This is a genomic window from Psychromonas sp. SA13A (assembly GCF_011378715.1).
Lineage (GTDB): Bacteria > Pseudomonadota > Gammaproteobacteria > Enterobacterales > Psychromonadaceae > Psychromonas.
Genome location: NZ_WTKU01000027.1, coordinates 15,623 through 35,367 on the forward strand (window position 1 = coordinate 15,623; position 19,745 = coordinate 35,367).

A 19,745-nucleotide genomic window follows, 5' to 3' on the forward strand; every position below is an offset into this window, starting at 1 on the left:
TGATTTCACCACAAGATACCTTATGGTGAACAGATTTAAATAGTAAAGATCAACCGCCCCTAGTATAGGGAGTCTACCAAGTACATGTTTGTGTTGGCAAAACAATTGTTTAAACAATGTTAAATCAACGCTCTTTAGTGATTAAGTATTGCCTTTAAATGACAAGATCGCTGGTTATGCTTCTCGATCGTTACTAAATACAGGTAAAGAAAGGTGGTAATAAATAGCGCATAAACGCAATGATAAGGTACCTAACATTGCCACAGCCATAGAGAAAATAGGGCCTAGTTCAATATAATCACACAACACATATAGGGTTGCGCCCAACATAGAAGCTGTTGCATAAATCTCTTTTTGTAACACAAAAGGTATTTGCCCGCTTAATATGTCACGGATCATGCCGCCCACGACTCCGGTAATACATCCCATCACAATAGCAACAGGACCACTAAAGCCTAACATCAAGGCTTTTTGTGCACCGATAATAGTAAAAATAGCGAGACCAAAAGCATCAAAGATGGGTAGCAAATAAGCAGGAAAACGGTGGATTCGCTGTAACCATATAAGGCTTAATATCGCAGTAACGACAATAACGTAGATATAAGTGTTATCCACAATCCAAAAAACCGGTGTAGCCCCCATCATCATATCTCGCAAGGTGCCGCCGCCAATACCAGTCACGCCAGCTAATACGGTAATACCAAAGGGGTCCATACGTAACCGAGTAGCAACTAATACACCAGAAATAGCACAGGTGATCACACCAATCATATCTGAAACATAAATAAAACTATCTAACATCTGATTAACCATTCCTTATTAGGCTTTAAGCTATATTTTGGTGTCACACTTTATAAAAATAACAGGCATTAAATAATGTTAACTTTTGAGTTAATTCCAATATAGAAATATCTAACTGAACCTCTGTAGTGAACAGTTTATATCTGTAGAGAAGTTACCCATCGTCCTCAAAACTGACAATAATACTATTTGATTAAGTACTAACTCTTTAATATCAAGAGGAAAAAAGGTCATAAAATGCGTCTTCGGCGTTACTTTTTATCATTCAATAAACAGCATAAATAAAAGCATACCTTTAATTTCAGCGCATGTTAAACATCATTCAGCAGAGTTGCAAGTGTTGTCAGCAGTGCTTTTATCTTTACCTTGTAAGCATTTTCTCCACCAAACGCCAACGTTTGCACCGAGCATTAATAAACAAGGCGTTAGAATTAAAGTTAATACCGTTGCAAAGGTTAAGCCACCCGCAATAGCAGTCGCCAATTGTGCCCACCATTGTGTTGATGGGGCGCCAAATTCAATGGTTTGATTAAAAAAGTCTAAGTTTACTTTCATCACCATCGGCATTAACCCTAAGATAGTCGTAAATGTCGTTAATAAAACAGGACGTATACGCTGCGCGCCAGTCATTAAAATAGCTTGTTTAGTCGCAATACCTTGTGCTTTTAATACGTTGTAAGTGTCAATCAAAACAATATTGTTATTTACCACAATCCCAGCTAGGGCGATCACACCGATCCCTGACATAACAATGCCAAAGGCACTTTGACTAATAAACAAACCAATAAACACACCTGCAGTGGAAAAAATAACCGCACTTAAAATTAAAAAGGCTTGATAGAAGGAGTTGAATTGTAATATCAAAATTAATGCCATTGCTGCCAGAGCAACCATAAATGCATTTTTTAGAAAAGCAGCCGCTTCTTCTTCATCTTCATTTTGCCCTCGTATTTTAAGTGAAATACGAGGATCGAGTTGTAAGCTAGGGAGTTGTTTTTCTAATTCAGGTAAGAGTAAGCTCAAGTTATAACCTGCTGCCATATCTGCACCTACCGTCATCACAATACGACTATCTACTTTTTGTATCGCGGACTTTTTAGCGACTGGCGTTAAGGCAACAAAATGGCTCACTGGTATATGACCCAAAGGGGTTTGTAGACGTAAATCGGCGAGTTTTCCTAAACTACGCTCCTGTTCAGGGTAACGCACTCGAATATCTAATTCATCATCAACATCATCGGGGCGATAAGAACCAAGCATTAAACCATTAGTTAAAAACTGCACACTACTACCTAATAATGTCGCATCTGCACCATAACGTGCGGCATCAGCTCGATTAATCTGAAACTGCCATTCCACGCCAGGCTTGGCACTGTCGTCTTCGATATTTACTAAATATGATTTTTGTAATAACGCATCGTGAATTTTGTCTGCAGCTTGCTGTAACAACTCAGGAAAGCGAGAACTAATTTCGATTTGTAAATCTTTACTTGAAGGCGGTCCCGCTTGATCTTTCTTTAACTCGATCTCTACTCCCGGTAAATCCTCAGTTCGGTTTTCAATATCACTTATAATTTGATTAGCTGCACGCCTGTCTTGCCAATCCTTTAAGTTAATACGCATGCTGCCAACGATTCCCTCCGTTGAATCTCCCGTTTTCACATATAACGTTTCTATTTCATCAGCTAGCGGCAGAATACGCTGTTCAATACGCTGCATAATTTGATCTTGTTCATCAATTGAAAAATCACCATAGGAGCGAACTTTGACATTGATACCATTGGGTTCAACTTGAGGAAAAAACTCAACGCCTAAATTAGATTGCTGGAATAAAAAAATGCCCGATGACGCAATTAATATTGCCGCCAATAAGACTAACCAAGGAAAATGAAGTGCTTGGTTTAATGTCTTAACATAACGTCCAGTGAATCCAGAAAGCTTTAATAGTTCGCCTTCTTCTGCCATTTTTGCATTATGCTTTTCTTTTGCCGTTAATAGCCGAGTTTTACCAAAAACGCTGCCTAATACCGGAATAAAAATAAGAGCCATCAATAACGATGCGGTTAATGTTGCCATCAAGGTTAATGGCAAATACATCATGAATTCACCAGTCACACCAGGCCAGAATAATAAGGGTGCAAAAGCGGCTAAAGTGGTGGCAGTGGAAGCTATAATTGGCCATGCCATACGTTGTGCGGCATCAAGATACGCTTTATGCTTAGCCACTCCAGCACTCATTTCACGATCCGCAAATTCAGTGACCACTATCGCACCGTCAACCAACATACCGACAGCCATGATCAAAGCAAAAAGCACCACAATATTAACGGTAATGCCTGACACCCATAACACTAAGATACCGGTTAAAAATGACCCGGGAATAGCAATCCCAACTAGTGCAGCGCTGCGAATACCAAGTACCGCAATAATTACTATAACCACTAGAAGTACAGCACTGAGTACATTATTTTGTAAGTCATTGAGCATTATTTTTACATCTTTAGAACTGTCTCCGGCATAACTGACATGAATATTATTAGGTAACAGCTCTTGGCTCTCAGCCATCGTTTGTTTTACTTTCTCAACCGTTTCAATAATATTTTCGCCAGGTCTTTTAATAACCTCTAACGAAACAGTAGGTAAACCATTCACTCGCACAAATGAACTTGGGTCTTTAAAGGTACGGCGGATTTTAGCGACATCGGCAAACGTGATCACACTATCACCCGTCACTTTTATTGGCATCGACATGACATCTTTTATGGTCGAAAATACAGAAGGTACTTTTATAGGAAAGCGCCCTTTCCCTGTATCCAGCACTCCCGCTGCAACTAAACGATTATTGCGTGAAACTAAATTATAAATGTCGTTCATATTAAGCTGGTAGCTTTCCATTAACAGTGGATCAATAAGAATTTCCACCATGTCTTCTCGGTCACCACCAATATTCACTTCTAAAATTTCAACAAAGCCTTCCAGCTTGTCTTGCATTAACCGAGCAATATTTATTAATGCCCTTTCAGGCACACTCCCCGAGAGTAAAACCGTTAATGCCGGATTTTCTGTTGCAAGCGTTACTTGCTTAATAATCGGCTCTTCACTTTCCTGCGGTAGTTTTCCCTTTGCTTGATCAACTTTTTCGCGCACATCTATCAACGCCGCTTTTATATCAATATCGATATAAAACTCAAGTACAACGGAAGCATGCCCCGAGCTGGCGGTTGATTTCATTTCTTTAACACCTTCTAAACTCCGTAACTCTTGCTCTAGAGGTCTTAAAATAAGGCGTTCACCATCCTCAGGGGAAATTCCTTCATGCGTAATGGAAACATATATAACAGGGATTTTAACGTCGGGATCAGCTTCTTTGGGAATATTAATATAAGCATAAAGCCCGGATATCAGTAAGAATACAAGCAACATTAATACCGCACGTTTTCTAGATAATGCACCGTGAATAATTGTTTTCATGGTGATTACTCCTGACTGCTAATAGACGTATTCTCGAGCGAAGATTTACTTTCTGACTTATTTGTCTCAAATTCAGCTTGATCCACCGCATCAACCTGATCGCCAACTTTAACAAAACCTTGTCCTAAGGTAATAATATCAACGTCGCCCTTAAAGCCTGATAACCAAACACCATCGTTATCAGTTTCAACTAAAGTAATACCTTGAAATCTAACTACACCATCTTGCACCAGTTTTACACCAAGGTTACCTTGTTCATCTAACGCCAATGCGGAAGGAGAAACATAGATTGCCTCAACTTGATATAAAGGAATGGCTAACTTAGCACTAATACCCGACAGTATTTTTTGTTCTGGATTAGGGAATTCAATTTCTACTCTAAAGGTACTACTATTACTATCTGCCATAGCGGCAATAAAGGAAATTTCCCCTTCTATTATCTCACCAGACAATAAGGTTGCCGTCACTGTTTTCCCTAACTTTAAATCATTCATATGATGCTCAGTGGCATCACCTCTAATCACAATCGGATCCACATTTTCAAGGCGAAATATTGGGTCACCTACTTGTAAATAATCACCTAAATCAGAAAATTGTTGTTGCAAAATACCGTTAAAGGGAGCGACTACATTGGTACGTTTCAATGATAACTGTAATTGTGCGAGGTCCGTTTGCGCAGATAAAAACAGACTATTTTCTTCCGCAAGGCGAACACGCCCTTGCAAGCCTTTGTCATTTAATGATTTTACCGCTTTATAGGTGAGTTCTCGTTCAATCAAACTCGCTTTAGCTTGTTTTAATTTTGCCGGTAACTCACTCTGTTCAATATTAACAATACTTTTATTACGGTCTACATAATCACCTTTACGGCTGTTCATTCTGATTATTTTACCCGCGACTTCAGCGCGAATAATAGCACCACTATTAGCTTCGCTTTTTCCATAAAGCGTCAGGAATTTAGTGATTTTTTTAGTCTTAAAATGTGTTGTTTGCACTTTAGGCAGGTTTTTTTCTTGCTCATCAACCGTGGCTTGATTGCTGATAGGGGCATGATCTTCGCTATCTTCAGTTTTTGTATAAGCAGGCAGTAGCATCCAAACTAACAATATCAATACAATCGCTAGCGCAATCAGGTAGGGTCTTAAGGTAATAAAAGTAATAATGCGTGAGAACATAAGTTGCCCTAAAAAATAAATGACCGTATTAGGTTATCGCCAAGGCATTATATTTACGCAGTAGATTTAAGTCATCAGCAATGAGTCCAATAAAAATAAGACTTTAGCACTTACTTTGATTAAATAGTCTGAGCTTGTACACAACAATTACAATACACAGAATTTAATAAAGAATGACGTATAGAGGATTGGTCTAAGAAGTTGAGGGGTTGATCTAGAGTTGGGAGTTTATATAGAGATATTAATGTTCACTAATAACAATAAAAGGATTTAATGCCCACAAATAACAATAAAGTGAGCATTGGCATTTTCAACGGTAGCGCTTGGCACCGAATAGTAGACCCGTAAAGAATTTAGATAGAGAATGAAGATCCACAACCACAAGTTGCTGTAGCATTCGGGTTATTAACTAAAAAACGAGAACCTTCTAAACCATCAACAAAATCCACTGTACCACCAACAAGATATTGCAAGCTCATAGGGTCAACAGATAAAGTAACACCACTATTCTCAATTAAAGTATCGTCATCATTTACTTTTTCATCAAAAGTGAAACCATATGAAAAACCAGAACAACCGCCGCCTGTGACATAAACACGTAATTTCAGATCAGGATTTTCCTCTTCTGCAATCAACGTTTTAACTCGATTTGCTGCGTTATCACTGAAATAAATCGGTAACGCTATTTCCACTTCGCTTGTCATTATAATTTTTAGTCCTATTAGTTTGCCCGAACCTATTATCTAATACCTGACTAATTTGTTCAAGTATAAGCGGAATGATTTATTCACTCTCTTCTTGAGTTTCTAATTCTTTAAGCGATGAACCACCATTTTCGATAAAATCTTTCCAGTCATAAATTTTTTCTACACGTTGAGAGCGACTCCAACGAGAACCTTTGGCATCAGCAGATACAAATATTTGCTCCACTTTTGCCTTTTTAGGTAACACAAATTCGCCTTTTAGCGTTTGGAAATATTTAAACTTAAATGCACCACTAAAATCTTTATCAAGCTCGCTCAACTTAATTGGTTTTGCAGTTCCCTCACTGTCATCGGCGCCAGCAAAAGTAATATCTACATTTCCCGTTAAAACATGTCGCCCAGTTTGAGTTTGCATTAACACTAACTCATATGACCAATGATTTTTTTCTGCAGCCTGAGTGACGGTAAATGAATAGACATTTAATCCGCTTACAGAAAGACCAGGTGCAACCACTTGCTCATAAAAATATAACTTATTATTACTCGCATCTAGCGCTTGGTTCAGCGTTTTATTTTCAACAACTAATGTTTCATTAACTTGCTTTTCAGCGATAAAATCGGCTTGAATTAAACTTAACTGTTGGGTTAGCTCTTGATTTTCTGCATTTAGGCTGGCGGCATCTAACTCTAATAAATGAATACTATTGTATAAAATATCTTGTTTAAATTTGCCGACCATAAAACCAAAATATGCAAACAATAAGCTGATAATTAACCATTTAAAAAAGCTCTTTCTATAACCGCGCATACACGTCCTTCTTACTTATATTTGTCATTAATACGGAACATCGCTTTATCCGTTGTTTGTTGACGTTTGGCACGCATTGATAATTTCAATGTTCTTTCTAATAATTGAGTATAAATAGGACGTCCCCCTAACGTTTGAGCAACCATAGTGGCACCTAAACAAGTAACAATTAATGGTAAAATCATTTCATAATTACTGGTCATTTCTATTACCAATAAAATGCCAGTGATCGGCGCACGTACTGTTGCCGCAAATAACCCGCCCATTCCTGCAATTGCAAAAGCGCCAGGGTCAGTTATCAAGTCAGGAAATAATGCCTGTGCAATAACGCCAAATAACATGCCAAATAAAGTACCTAACGCAAGCGTTGGTGCAAACACGCCGCCGGGAGCACCTGATCCAAAACTGATTAGGGTGGTAAATGTACGTAAAATAAATAAAATCAACAATCCACCAGCAAGGTATTGCCCGCCTTCAACATGCGGAATTAATTCAAGACCGCTGAATGCAATATCAGGTTCAACTACTGATAACGCACCAAATAATGCACCTAAAAACAAACCAATCGCCACAAAACGCCAACGCTGACTTTTATGAATAGATAAAAACATATCCTGTGTCGCTAAGATCATTTTATTAAAAAAGATACCAATGACACCAAAACAAAAACCTAAAATAAGGTAAAAACCTAGTGTATATAAATCAGGGTGAGAGTATTGAGTAACCGTTACAACGGCATCTTGATCAGTGAACAAGCGCATCACAATAGTCGCCATAACCGCACTCATGAATACACTCTTAGTAGAAGTTAGACTGTAATTGAATTGTGACCGCATCTCTTCAATAACAAACATGATGCCTGCTAAGGGGGCATTAAACGCGGCGGCTAAACCACCGGCAGCACCGGCAGCTAATAAAGCTTGAGCATCCACTTTATCCACTTTGAATAAATCTGAAATCATTCGACCTACATTAGCACCAAGCTGAACAGAAGGTCCTTCGCGTCCTAATGCCATGCCACTACCTAAGGCCAGCAAACCGCCGAAAAATTTAACAGGGATAACACGCTTCCAACGTACTGGTCGCATCCCTTCCATCGCCCCTTCAATTTCAGGAATACCACTACCGCCCGCTTCAGGTGCAAAACGATGTGTGATGTAAAAGGCAGTTCCAGCCATTAAAGATGAGACAGGAATAGCAATCAACCATAATGGCAGACCACTGTCACCATAGGTATGAATGAACTCAAGACGCATTTCTGACACCCAAACAATACCATGGTCAAACAATGCAGAGACAGTCCCCGCTAGGATCCCAATAAAAATAGAAAGCCAAATTAATAGAGCGCTGCTTTTTCTAGTGAAAAAACGGTCAATAAAACTTTTTAAGCCATTAATAAACAACGAGGGCAATGCTATTTTCATAAATGCAGTACAACCTAAAACGATAAAGTGAAGGAAAACTAATATAATAAAAAATAATGATTAAAATTACTTGATTGGTATCATGTTAACAAACATTTAGCCGATAAACCTCTGTTAAAAATCATTATCTACTCTGCTTTGCCAGTTGCATCTTCATTTATGATGGGTATATTGCAGTTTCTCTCAACTTAAAAATAATTAATGGGATGCTTATGAGCAAATCAACAGAACTATTTAACCGTGCACAATCTATTATTCCTGGTGGCGTTAATTCACCAGTTCGCGCATTTAATGGCGTTGGTGGCGGCCCGTTATTCATACAAAAAGCACAAGATGCTTACATCTATGATGTAGATGACAAACAATATATCGATTACGTGGGTTCATGGGGTCCAATGATTCTAGGACATAACCACCCTGCGATTAAAAAAGCCGTGATTGATGCCGCTGAAAATGGACTTAGTTTTGGCGCGCCAACTGAAATAGAAATCACCATGGCAGAAAAAGTACAGCAGCTAGTACCATCTATGCAACAAGTTCGCATGGTAAGTTCAGGTACTGAAGCGACGATGAGTGCAATTCGTTTAGCTCGCGGATTTACAGGCCGAGATAAAATATTAAAATTTGAGGGTTGTTATCACGGCCATGCTGATTCTTTATTAGTCAAAGCCGGCTCTGGTGCATTAACTTTAGGTCAACCAAGCTCTCCTGGCATTCCAGCTGACTTTGCTAAACATACTTTAACGGCTACCTTTAATGATCTCGCTTCTGTGGAAGCATTATTTGCAGAATATAAAGATCAAATATCTTGTATTATCGTTGAGCCAGTTGCAGGTAACATGAACTGTATTCCACCAGTACCAGGTTTCTTACAAGGGTTACGAGATATTTGTGACCAGCACAAAGCATTGTTGATTTTTGATGAAGTGATGACCGGCTTCCGTGTTGCTTTAGGTGGTGCTCAAGCGCTTTATAACATCAAACCAGATTTAACAACCTTAGGTAAAGTGATTGGCGGCGGCATGCCTGTCGGCGCATTTGGTGGTAGCCGTGAAGTGATGCAATTTATCGCACCTACTGGCCCTGTTTACCAAGCGGGTACATTATCAGGCAACCCAATAGCAATGCATGCAGGTTTAGCGTCATTAACGGCTTTAGATACTCCTGAATACGATCAATTAGCCATTAAAACTAAGCAACTTGCAGAAGGCATAAAGCAAGCGGCGGATGAAGAAGGTGTTGCACTTAGTATCAACTATGTTGGTGGTATGTATGGTTTATTCTTTACAGATGAGCCTAAAGTAACTAATTTCCAACAAGCTTGTGCATGTGATATTGAAAAATTCAAAAAATTCTTCCACTTGATGTTAGATCAAGGTATTTACCTTGCACCTTCTGCATTTGAAGCAGGATTTTTATCATTAGCGCATACTGAGCAAGATATTAACAATACGATATTAGCGGCTAAAAAAGCATTTTCACAAATGTAAACATTATTACCTTCTGCAAAAGAGAAGGTTGAAGTGGATTACCGGCATAAGATTGCAAGCTAAATAGTCACTGTGAGAGTGATTGTTTAGCTTTTAACTTATTTCGCTTTATCTTGTTTCGCTTTTATTTTAATGCATACACCTTTTGATATTGCCCTTGTTATATGTATCCTGCTACACCGAACCTTTATCAAATCACAGCACAACTTTCCTGAAGCTTAATCTTTATTTTTAGTACCAAAACAAACCATTAAAGCTAACTGATTGTAATTTAGCCCTATAAGCGCAATTTTTTCCCACTTAATTCGCACAAATTCATTTCTATTTCAGTCTTAGAATGCAAGTGCTGTATACTCTCGCTTTATTTATTCAATATCAATGATAGGACCGTACAATATGAGTGATGTGTTAGACATGAGTTTAGAAGGCGTGGAGCAATTATCGCTCGCTAAATTTACTGAAGATGCTTATCTCAACTATTCCATGTATGTGATCATGGATCGTGCACTTCCGCATATCAGCGATGGTTTAAAACCCGTACAACGTCGTATTGTTTTCGCGATGTCTGAATTAGGTTTATCGGCTTTAGCAAAATATAAAAAATCAGCTCGTACCGTCGGTGACGTATTAGGTAAGTATCATCCCCATGGTGATAGTGCTTGTTATGAAGCGATGGTATTAATGGCGCAACCCTTCTCTTATCGTTATCCACTAATTGATGGCCAAGGTAACTGGGGAGCACCCGACGACCCTAAATCATTTGCGGCAATGCGTTATACCGAATCCCGTTTGTCTGCTTTTTCTGAGTTATTACTATCAGAGATAGGCCAAGGTACTACCGATTGGAAACCTAACTTTGATGGCACCTTAAAAGAGCCAGAGTTATTACCCGCTCGTTTACCGCATATTCTATTAAATGGCATCACAGGTATTGCCGTCGGTATGGCGACAGACATTCCGCCGCATAATGCACGAGAAGTCGCCGATGCTTGTTTACATCTGATTGATAATCCTAAAGCGTCTTTAGAAGATCTAATGCAATTTGTGCAAGGCCCTGATTATCCTACTGAAGCAGAAATCATTACACCGCGCAGTGAAATCGTTAATATTTATAAAACAGGACGAGGCAGTTTTAAAAGCCGAGCTGTGTACGTAGTAGAAAGTGGTGAAATAGTAGTCACTGCTTTACCGCACCGAGTATCCGGCGGAAAAATATTAAAAGACATCGCTAAACAGATGCAGGATAAAAAGCTACCAATGGTCGCTGATTTACGCGATGAATCAGACCATGAAAATCCAACGCGCTTAGTGATCATTCCGCGCTCCAATAGAATCGATATTGAAGCCTTAATGAATCATCTTTTTGCTTCTACGGATTTAGAGGTCAGCCACAAAGTAAACCTTAACATGCTTGGATTAAACCAACGCCCAAGTGTTAAAGGCTTAGTCACGATTTTAAGTGAATGGTTAGTGTATCGTCGCAATACGGTTCGTCGTCGCTTACAACACCGTTTAGATAAAATACTTGCGCGTGTGCATATATTAGAAGGTTTATTAATTGCTTATCTTAATATTGATGAAGTGATTGAAATTATTCGTACCTATGATGATGCCAAAGCTGAGTTAATGTCTCGATACCAATTATCGGACACACAAGCGCATGCTATTTTAGAAATTAAATTACGCCAACTAGCCAAACTTGAAGAGATTCAAATTCGCGCTGAAATGGCCGAGCTATCTGAAGAGCAAAAGAAATTAGAGCAACTACTTAGCTCAGACAGACGTTTAAATACGCTAGTGAAAAAAGAGATCAAAGCCGATGCAGAGAAATACGGTGATGATCGACGCTCACCAATGGTTGAAAGGCTAGAAGCAAAAGCATTAACTGAAAAAGAATTAATGCCAAGTGAATCTGTCACAGTTGTATTATCAACACAGGGTTGGGTACGCAGTGCAAAAGGACATGATGTTGATCCGCAAGCCCTAAGTTTCAAAGCCGGTGACGAATATTTAACAAGTTGTCAGGGTAAAAGTAATCAAAGCTGTTTATTCATTGATACCACAGGGCGAGTTTACTCTTTAGATGCGCACTCATTACCGTCAGCTCGATCTCAGGGTGAACCATTAACGGGGCGTTTTAATCAAAATGAAAACGTGCCTTTTGCCTGTGTATTAATGGGAGATGATTCCGACCGTTATATTATCAGCAGTGACCATGGTTATGGATTTGTCGCTAATTTAAGTGATATTAATAGCCGTAATAAAAACGGTAAAGCATTAATCAACTTAACTACTAATGCTCATTTACTTGCGCCACAGAAATTATCAAATAACAAACTCGATTTATGCTTAACCATCAGTAATGAAGGTCGCATGTTAATTTTCCCAGTTGCAAGCTTACCAAGCTTGAGTAAGGGTAAAGGTAACAAGATGATAAACATCATGACAGCTAAAGCGACTAAACGAGAAGAGTTTGTTACTATGCTGAAAATTATCTCGCCAGAAAGTGCAGTCACCTTGCACGCAGGTAAACGTAAGCTTACTTTAAAGCCAAACGATTTAGCGCATTATCAAGGTGAACGTGGTCGTCGTGGTAATAAATTACCACGAGGTCTGCAACGCGTTGATAATGTTGAAGTCATTACATCTGAAGTTGAACAAGAAGAGAACCAATAAACTATGTTATTTATTATCAGAGCAATTTTAATTATTGTTGCCGTTATTTTAATGAGTGTGTACTCACTCTTTTATTGTATTTTGAGTCCACGCAATCCTAAAAACACCTATCATTTTGCAATGTTATTTAGCAAAATGTCACGTTTAGTCGGATTAAAAGTGACTATTCGTGTGCCTGAAAGTGCTAAAAATAATGGTTCGGTTGTGTATATTGCAAATCATCAAAATAATTACGATATGGTGACAACAACAGGCGCAGTACAACCTGGATCTGTAACCATCGGTAAAAAAAGTCTGGTATTGATTCCATTCTTTGGCATTATTTATTGGTTAACAGGTAATATCTTAATTGACCGTGACAATAAGGATAAATCTAAAAATACGATCACTGATGTAGTAGATCAAATGCGCGATAAAAATTTAGGCGTTTGGATTTTTCCAGAAGGCACTCGTAGTCGTGGCCGTGGTTTAATGCCATTTAAAATGGGGGCATTCCATACGGCGTTACAAGCCGGTGTAAATGTAGTACCAACGGTTGTCTCTAATACACATCAACAAGTTAACTTAAATCGTTGGGATAATGGCGAAGTGATTGTTGAAATGTTAGAGCCGATTGATATTACCCAATACAAAAAGCGTGAAATTCGTCGTCTCATGAATGATTCATACGACATCATGTTAGCAAAATACAAACAACTTAATAAAGAAGTGAATCGTCCAGATTCTAATAGTAACTGTTGTGATTAATTAAACTGTCTCTATTCATTGAAAAGCACCATGAATAGAGGTTGTAAACCTTGATATAGAAGAGATAAAAATGTCAGAAGAACTTACACACGAAGAATTATTAGCAGAATTAGCTGAAGAAACAGCAGACATTGTTGAAGCTATTTTAGAAGATGGCAGTAACCCTGATGCTGTTTATATGATAGAACATCACTTATCTTGTGATAACTTTGACGTATTAGAAAAAGCAGCCATTGCTTGTTTCAAAAAAGGTTATGAGGTAACTGACCCTGAGGAGCTAGAGTTAGAAGATGGCTCAATTATTCTTAGCTTTGATGTGGTTGTTGAAATGAATTTAGATGAAGAAGCTATTTTTGAAGACGTAGAAAAACTAGTCGCATTAGCTGAGTCATTTGATATTGATTATGATGGTTGGGGCACTTACCCTGAAGAATAAGGTTTAACTACCTTATTAAAATTGATAAAAAAACCAAGCGACGAGCTTGGTTTTTTATATTTTAGTCATTTATTTCAAAAAACAATCATTTTACAAAAGACTGTCACTTCACAAAGAAACAATCGTTGTCAAAATCAAACTGCTTCTGTTGCTTCAGGTTCTACTTCAACGTCTGCATCATCAACTTGAAATTTTTCAATTAATGCATTTTTTAAGACCATTGCTTCAATCTCTAAACCACACAACTCTTCATCCCAGTTAACGCCCGCAAAAACTTGCTGTTTTTGCATGCCGTCTAACCATGATTCAAAGAAAACCTCTAAAGCAATAGGTTCAACTTTGTAGTTTGCCCACTCTTCTGATTTTAACTTCTCAGCCAAAGCGGCATCAGACCAAAATAAATAAACAGCAGTGGCATCTTTGTTGTCATGTGCATGGCAATTTGCCCAGCCTAGCGTTTCATCAAATAAACCAAATAATTCATTGTTTGCAGCGACTTGTTCTACAAATAGTTCTGCACGTTTTAAATATTGTTCTTTCATTTGATTCCTACTTACGCTTGTTCGTTGTTTTGTGAAACATTTTTTGAAAGGTTTGTTGAATTCTTTTCTGACTGACTTTCTGTTTCGCTTTGTGGCTGACTTTGAGCTGCATTAGGTGCTTTATTCTGCTCTAACTTAGCTTCTAATTGTGCAAATTTCTCTTCCATTTGGTTGAGTTTTTCACGAGTGCGCAATAGTACATGTGTTTGCACATCAAACTCTTCGCGGCTAACCATGTCTAACTTGCCTAGTTGAGCTTGTAATACTTGCTTCACTTTTCGGTCAATTTCATTACCAAAGCTTTTTACACCTTCAGGCATTGCATCACTGACTTGCTTTGCTATTTCTTCTAATTTCTGTGGATTAAACATAAAAAGCTCCTTAATATTTAACCGCTATTGTAAACCCCAGTCCATTTAATTTCTATGGGAATATCCGGCATTGCTTATTTTTTGACAAGTAGAGGAGCAATAATCAATTGCCACAATCTATAAATTTGATGCTCTCTGTTTAACTTTCAACACAATTCAAAAAAGCATCAATCAAGGGTTCAGATAAACGAGTTTTGTAACAGCAAACACCCAAATTAAAAGACGCGATTTCCCCAATCCCAGACAAGCTTTGTACACGGTATCGGACAGGACTATTTTCCACAACAACATCCGGGACAATTCCCACTCCACAACCTAAAGCCACCATGCTGATCAAGGCTTCATGGCCTGCTACTTTTGCATATATTTGTGGTTTACCTGATTTTAGTGATCGGAACCAAGTATCGAAACGACGACGTATTGGGCCATGCTCAGGTAAAATAAAGGGGATATTTTTCCAGTCCATCGGTAATTGTTTGATCATTTGAGTCACTGCGCAAGGTATGGTCGGAGCGACAATCGATAAAGGAATTTCAGCTAATTGGCTAAAATGTAAACGAGCGGGAAAGTTATCTGGAAAAGCCGTGATAGCAAAATCGACTTGGTGCTGCATTACTTGCTCAATCGCGACGGCACTATCACCCGTAGATAGTTTAATATCGACATTAGGATGAATACGCCTAAATCGTTCTAGAATAGGAGGAAGATGGCTATAGGCAGCGGTAACCGAGCAGTATAAATTAATTTCACCTTCTAATTCATTCGTACCTTTAGTGATTGAATGCTTAAGCAGTTCCCATTGCTCTATTTGTTGAGTGGCAAACTGTTTAAAAGCCACGCCCGCTTCAGTTAATAACACTGATCGATTATCGCGTATTAACAAGCTACAACCAAGTTCGTCTTCCAAACGTTGAATAAGTCGGCTTAAAGTAGACGGACTCACGTGCATGGCTAACGCGGTTTTTGAAAAATGTAAGCTTTGACTTAAATGGACAAACGTTTGCAATGACTTAATATCCATTTAACGTGCCCCATTTATTTTATTTAACATTCTTTTATTTGGTATTATGATCTTCACACTATGGTCTTCATATTATGGTTTTACTCTGTTGCGTGACTTTTTAAAAAAGCTAATCCGTCACTTTTTGCACAACAGGTAAATTGTCATTTGCGCCCCACTCACTCCATGATCCGTCATAAACACTTAATGCATCATAACCTGCAATTTTAGCGGCTAAAGCAAGAATACAAGCAGTCACACCGGAGCCACAACTGAATACCAAGCGTTGTTTTTGCGGCATTAAAGCCTCAAATACTTGTGCCAATTGGTAAGCACTTTTCATGGTTTTATTATTCAATATTTCTTCAATCGGTAAATTTATCGCTGATGGCATATGCCCTGAACGTAATCCAGGTCTAAATTCAAGCTCTTCGCCTAAAAAGCGGGCTTTAGGTCTGGCATCAATAATCGATACCCCTTGTTTATCAATAGCATCATGTACCTGTTCTTTATTGCTGATTAATTCAGGTTGATAGATTGCTTTAAAATCACCTTGTTGATACCCATCAGTACAAGGAGGTTGAGTATCTACGGTCAATCCTGCTTCTTTCCAAGCTGGCAAACCACCATCTAATACAGCAATATTATTAAACCCCATCGCTTTAAACATCCACCACACTCTTGGACTGGAGAAAATACCAACACTGTCATACACCACAATCGCATGGTCATTATTAATACCCAATAATTGTGCTGACAATTCAAAATGCTGTGCAGTCGGCATCATATGAGGTAATGCACTTTTTTTATCACACACTTCGCGGTCAAAATCGAAAAAACGAGAATTATCAATACGTTCAGTCAACCACTCTTGATAACCGTTGCGCATTGTCATCGGCATATGCCAGCTTGCATCTAACAAAATCAAGTTTGTATGGTGCAAGTGTTGAGCCAACCATTCGATCGATACCAAATCACTCGGCAATACCAGTGAAGACATAAAAATTCCTTTTAAGACAACAAGATAAGAAAGTGTAAACGTTAACAATTACTAATTATAAAGCAACCTATACAAATCAACAATAACCCTACAAGGGTTCAACATACAGTATTGTTAAATTGGGTGTGATAAAAAAGTAATGCTTTTCCTATAAATGCAATAATAACGGCTGGATATTTCATTTATTGCAACATGACATTGCTAATATATCATTTTGCGCAATATTACTTATACGTTATAGTGACCACCGAAATGTAAACAACGTTCAATATTAAACGTTATATATAATTGTATTAAGTATTAGATCTAAGTTTTCAGTAAAAATAGAACACTTAAAGATTACAATTAATTTACCCCTATTAATTTATTTTGGAGCTCAGCTAAATGGCTAACTACTTTAACACTCTTCCTCTACGTGAGAAGTTACATCAACTAGGTCAATGTCGTTTTATGGATCGCAGCGAATTTGCTGAAGGAAGTGAAGCATTAAAAGGCAAAAAAGTAGTTATCATCGGTTGTGGTGCACAAGGTTTAAACCAAGGTTTAAACATGCGTGATTCAGGCCTTGACGTTTCTTACACTTTACGTGCTGCAGCTATCGCTGAAAAACGTCAATCATGGAAAAATGCTACGGAAAATGGTTTCACAGTAGGTACTTACGAAGAACTAATTCCACAAGCTGACTTGCTATGTAACTTAACACCTGACAAACAGCATACAGCGGTAGTCGGTGCGGTTATGCCTCTTATGAAAGAAGGCGCTACACTAGCTTACTCACACGGTTTTAATATTGTTGAAGAAGGTATGCAAGTACGTGAAGATATCACTGTCATCATGTGTGCACCTAAATGTCCTGGTTCTGAAGTACGTGAAGAATACAAACGTGGTTTCGGTGTTCCAACACTAATCGCTGTTCACCCAGCAAATGATCCACAGGGTCACGGCCTTGCATGGGCTAAAGCATACGCATCTGCTACAGGTGGTGATCGTGCTGGTGTTCTTATGTCTTCTTTTGTTGCTGAAGTTAAATCTGACCTGATGGGTGAGCAAACTATCCTTTGTGGTATGTTACAAACTGGCGCAATCTTAGGTTACGAAAAAATGGTTGCTGACGGTCTTGAGCCAGCATACGCTTCTAAACTAATTCAATACGGTTGGGAAACAGTAACTGAAGGCCTTAAATACGGCGGCATCACTAACATGATGGATCGCCTATCTAACCCAGCTAAAATCAAAGCGTTTGATATGTCTTTACAACTTAAAGATATCCTACGTCCACTATTCAACAAGCACATGGATGACATCATTGAAGGCGAATTCTCTGCAACTATGATGGCTGACTGGGCTAACGATGACGTTAATCTACTTAAATGGCGTGCAGCAACAGCTGAAACTGGTTTCGAAAAACAACCAGCTGGTGACATGGAAATCGGTGAGCAAGAGTTCTACGACCATGGTATCTTCTTAGTTGCAATGATCAAAGCAGGTGTTGAGCTAGCATTTGAAGCGATGACTGCATCAGGTATCATCGAAGAGTCTGCATACTACGAGTCTCTACATGAAACACCACTTATTGCTAACACTATCGCTCGTAAGAAACTTTACGAAATGAACGTTGTTATCTCTGATACAGCGGAATACGGTTGTTACCTGTTTGATCACGCTGCAAAACCACTACTTGCAGACTTCGTTAAAGCAATGAGCCCACAATACCTAGGTTCAGCACTTGAAGTTAAGTCTAACTCTGTTGATAACGCGCGTTTAATCGAAATCAATGAAGAAATTCGTAGCCATCCAGTAGAAATCGTAGGTAAGAAACTACGTGGTTACATGAAAGACATGAAAACAATCGTTGAAGCTTCTTAATTATTAGTTAAGAATTAACTAAATAAGTTTTCTATTTAAGCCAAGCATTTGCTTGGCTTTTTTATGTCTTCTGAAAAGTAAGAAACTACGTGGCGTTATGAAAACACGAAAGACATGAAAGACATGAAAACTATCGTAGAAGCTTCTCTTAATTGTGAGGTGATAATTAGTTAAGAATTAACTAATTAAGTTTTCTATTTAAGCCAAGCATTTGCTTGGCTTTTTTATGTCTTCTGAAAAGTAAGAAACTACGTGGCGTTATGAAAACACGAAACACATGAAAACTGTCGTAGAAGCTTCCCTTAATTGTGAGGTAATAATTAGTTAAGAATTAACTAAATAAGTTTTCTATTTAAGCCAAGCATTTGCTTGGCTTTTTTATGTCTTCTGAAAAGTAAGAAACTACGTGGCGTTATGAAAACACGAAACACATGAAAACAATCGTAGAATATTTTTAACATTTAAATTCGTTACGTCTTAAAAAGAAACGAGGATGTTTTATACGAATGTCGGTAATAATGAGCGTATACCATCAATAAACATCTGTACTGACATGATCAGTAGTAACATGCCCATTAACCTTTCTAACGCTTTTAGGCCTTTGGTTTTTAGAATCTTATAAAGTTGTGTCGAGAATAATAAAACCATGGCCGATAACAACCAAGCTAATAATAATGAAGCAAATAATTCACTGGTATGCTCTGCATTAGTTTTAGCTAATACTAACAATGTTGCTAATGCGGCAGGTCCGGCAATCATTGGCATTGCAATCGGAACGACTAATGGTTCATCTCCTTTTGTCGTAGCAAATAGATCTGAGCCATCGGAATTAGGAAAAATCATTTTCAAAGCAATAACAAAGAAAATAATTCCACCAGCAATCGTTATTGCCTCAGTTTGAAGGTGAAATAAACTTAAAAAATGCTCTCCAAAAAATAGAAAAATAAGTAATATAATTAAACCAATCACCATCTCTCTAACAATTATTGTTGCATGCCTTTTCTTATCTATATTTTTTAAAATACTTAATAATAAAGGTACATTGCCTAAGGGATCGAGTATAAAAAATAATAAAATAGCTGTAGAAAAAATCGGAAATGAATTTTCCATAGAAAAGCACCTTATGCATTAATAAATGAGAGAATTAAATGCTGGTTATTGTAGGGGGTTAAATATAGAGAGCAATGTGTTTATAGTGCTTACTAGTCAATAAGCAATTAACTAATCATCAGTA

Annotated in this window: 15 protein-coding genes and 1 pseudogene; 5 read left to right on the top strand and 11 right to left on the bottom strand. The window is 38.1% G+C overall.

Annotation, left to right across the window (positions count from 1 at the left end; all coding sequences use genetic code 11):
• Positions 1 to 174: 174 nt before the first annotated feature.
• The 6 genes from GQR44_RS17535 to clcA all read right to left on the bottom strand — a co-directional run bounded on the left by GQR44_RS17535 (position 175) and on the right by clcA (position 8,383).
• Positions 175 to 801 (bottom strand): trimeric intracellular cation channel family protein, encoded by a 627-nt coding sequence (locus tag GQR44_RS17535; RefSeq protein WP_166372982.1) that lies wholly within the window; start codon positions 799 to 801, stop codon positions 175 to 177.
• Positions 802 to 1,119: 318 nt separating this feature from the next.
• Positions 1,120 to 4,272 carry an efflux RND transporter permease subunit gene (locus tag GQR44_RS17540; RefSeq protein WP_166372983.1) on the bottom strand — a complete coding sequence of 1,051 codons (3,153 nt, stop codon included), beginning with the start codon at positions 4,270 to 4,272 and terminating at the stop codon, positions 1,120 to 1,122.
• A gap of 5 nt (positions 4,273 to 4,277) precedes the next feature.
• Positions 4,278 to 5,447 (bottom strand): efflux RND transporter periplasmic adaptor subunit, encoded by a 1,170-nt coding sequence (locus GQR44_RS17545; protein WP_166372984.1) that lies wholly within the window; start codon positions 5,445 to 5,447, stop codon positions 4,278 to 4,280.
• Between the two features lie 353 nt (positions 5,448 to 5,800).
• Positions 5,801 to 6,151 (bottom strand): iron-sulfur cluster insertion protein ErpA, encoded by a 351-nt coding sequence (gene erpA / locus GQR44_RS17550; protein ID WP_028868371.1) that lies wholly within the window; start codon positions 6,149 to 6,151, stop codon positions 5,801 to 5,803.
• Between the two features lie 79 nt (positions 6,152 to 6,230).
• Positions 6,231 to 6,959 (bottom strand): DUF6776 family protein, encoded by a 729-nt coding sequence (locus GQR44_RS17555; RefSeq protein ID WP_166372985.1) that lies wholly within the window; start codon positions 6,957 to 6,959, stop codon positions 6,231 to 6,233.
• A gap of 11 nt (positions 6,960 to 6,970) precedes the next feature.
• Positions 6,971 to 8,383, bottom strand: a complete 1,413-nt coding sequence (gene clcA, locus GQR44_RS17560; RefSeq protein ID WP_166372986.1) for a H(+)/Cl(-) exchange transporter ClcA — start codon at positions 8,381 to 8,383, stop codon at positions 6,971 to 6,973.
• Between the two features lie 212 nt (positions 8,384 to 8,595).
• On the opposite strand from clcA, the gene hemL reads away from it, so the two are divergent.
• The 4 genes from hemL to rraB all read left to right on the top strand — a co-directional run bounded on the left by hemL (position 8,596) and on the right by rraB (position 13,732).
• A complete protein-coding gene (gene hemL / locus GQR44_RS17565; RefSeq protein WP_166372987.1) occupies positions 8,596 to 9,873 on the top strand; it encodes a glutamate-1-semialdehyde 2,1-aminomutase in 1,278 nt (425 codons plus the stop codon).
• Between the two features lie 396 nt (positions 9,874 to 10,269).
• A complete protein-coding gene (parC, locus tag GQR44_RS17570) occupies positions 10,270 to 12,549 on the top strand; it encodes a DNA topoisomerase IV subunit A (RefSeq protein WP_166372988.1) in 2,280 nt (759 codons plus the stop codon).
• Positions 12,550 to 12,552: 3 nt separating this feature from the next.
• Positions 12,553 to 13,296, top strand: coding sequence for a 1-acylglycerol-3-phosphate O-acyltransferase (locus GQR44_RS17575; RefSeq protein WP_166372989.1), 744 nt, complete (start codon positions 12,553 to 12,555; stop codon positions 13,294 to 13,296).
• Between the two features lie 70 nt (positions 13,297 to 13,366).
• Positions 13,367 to 13,732, top strand: coding sequence for a ribonuclease E inhibitor RraB (gene rraB, locus GQR44_RS17580; RefSeq protein WP_166372990.1), 366 nt, complete (start codon positions 13,367 to 13,369; stop codon positions 13,730 to 13,732).
• A gap of 134 nt (positions 13,733 to 13,866) precedes the next feature.
• Here the strand turns inward: rraB and GQR44_RS17585 are convergent, their stop codons facing one another.
• The 4 genes and pseudogenes from GQR44_RS17585 to GQR44_RS17600 form a co-directional block, all read right to left on the bottom strand.
• Positions 13,867 to 14,274 (bottom strand): DUF2750 domain-containing protein, encoded by a 408-nt coding sequence (locus GQR44_RS17585; RefSeq protein ID WP_166372991.1) that lies wholly within the window; start codon positions 14,272 to 14,274, stop codon positions 13,867 to 13,869.
• Positions 14,275 to 14,399: 125 nt separating this feature from the next.
• A pseudogene (locus tag GQR44_RS19920) lies at positions 14,400 to 14,645 on the bottom strand (accessory factor UbiK family protein); the annotation flags it as partial.
• 139 nt (positions 14,646 to 14,784) lie between these two features.
• Positions 14,785 to 15,666, bottom strand: a complete 882-nt coding sequence (gene ilvY, locus GQR44_RS17595) for an HTH-type transcriptional activator IlvY (protein WP_166372993.1) — start codon at positions 15,664 to 15,666, stop codon at positions 14,785 to 14,787.
• Between the two features lie 109 nt (positions 15,667 to 15,775).
• A complete protein-coding gene (locus GQR44_RS17600) occupies positions 15,776 to 16,645 on the bottom strand; it encodes a sulfurtransferase (protein WP_166372994.1) in 870 nt (289 codons plus the stop codon).
• Positions 16,646 to 17,029: 384 nt separating this feature from the next.
• Here GQR44_RS17600 and ilvC point away from each other — a divergent pair, with 384 nt between their 5' ends.
• Positions 17,030 to 18,511, top strand: a complete 1,482-nt coding sequence (gene ilvC / locus GQR44_RS17605) for a ketol-acid reductoisomerase (protein WP_028868380.1) — start codon at positions 17,030 to 17,032, stop codon at positions 18,509 to 18,511.
• A 498-nt stretch (positions 18,512 to 19,009) separates the two neighbouring features.
• Here the strand turns inward: ilvC and GQR44_RS17610 are convergent, their stop codons facing one another.
• Positions 19,010 to 19,621 (bottom strand): YhgN family NAAT transporter, encoded by a 612-nt coding sequence (locus GQR44_RS17610; RefSeq protein WP_166372995.1) that lies wholly within the window; start codon positions 19,619 to 19,621, stop codon positions 19,010 to 19,012.
• Between the last annotated feature and the right edge of the window lie 124 nt (positions 19,622 to 19,745).

Excerpts from the sequence above, each read along its gene's own strand:
- ilvY (WP_166372993.1), bottom strand. The coding sequence starts at position 15,666 with ATGGATATTAAGTCATTGCAAACGTTTGTCCATTTAAGTCAAAGCTTA.
- ilvC (WP_028868380.1), top strand. The coding sequence starts at position 17,030 with ATGGCTAACTACTTTAACACTCTTCCTCTACGTGAGAAGTTACATCAA.
- GQR44_RS17600 (WP_166372994.1), bottom strand. The coding sequence starts at position 16,645 with ATGTCTTCACTGGTATTGCCGAGTGATTTGGTATCGATCGAATGGTTG.
- rraB (WP_166372990.1), top strand. The coding sequence starts at position 13,367 with ATGTCAGAAGAACTTACACACGAAGAATTATTAGCAGAATTAGCTGAA.
- GQR44_RS17535 (WP_166372982.1), bottom strand. The coding sequence starts at position 801 with ATGTTAGATAGTTTTATTTATGTTTCAGATATGATTGGTGTGATCACC.
- GQR44_RS17575 (WP_166372989.1), top strand. The coding sequence starts at position 12,553 with ATGTTATTTATTATCAGAGCAATTTTAATTATTGTTGCCGTTATTTTA.
- GQR44_RS17540 (WP_166372983.1), bottom strand. The coding sequence starts at position 4,272 with ATGAAAACAATTATTCACGGTGCATTATCTAGAAAACGTGCGGTATTA.
- GQR44_RS17555 (WP_166372985.1), bottom strand. The coding sequence starts at position 6,959 with ATGCGCGGTTATAGAAAGAGCTTTTTTAAATGGTTAATTATCAGCTTA.
- GQR44_RS17545 (WP_166372984.1), bottom strand. The coding sequence starts at position 5,447 with ATGTTCTCACGCATTATTACTTTTATTACCTTAAGACCCTACCTGATT.
- hemL (WP_166372987.1), top strand. The coding sequence starts at position 8,596 with ATGAGCAAATCAACAGAACTATTTAACCGTGCACAATCTATTATTCCT.
- GQR44_RS17610 (WP_166372995.1), bottom strand. The coding sequence starts at position 19,621 with ATGGAAAATTCATTTCCGATTTTTTCTACAGCTATTTTATTATTTTTT.
- parC (WP_166372988.1), top strand. The coding sequence starts at position 10,270 with ATGAGTGATGTGTTAGACATGAGTTTAGAAGGCGTGGAGCAATTATCG.
- erpA (WP_028868371.1), bottom strand. The coding sequence starts at position 6,151 with ATGACAAGCGAAGTGGAAATAGCGTTACCGATTTATTTCAGTGATAAC.
- GQR44_RS17585 (WP_166372991.1), bottom strand. The coding sequence starts at position 14,274 with ATGAAAGAACAATATTTAAAACGTGCAGAACTATTTGTAGAACAAGTC.
- clcA (WP_166372986.1), bottom strand. The coding sequence starts at position 8,383 with ATGAAAATAGCATTGCCCTCGTTGTTTATTAATGGCTTAAAAAGTTTT.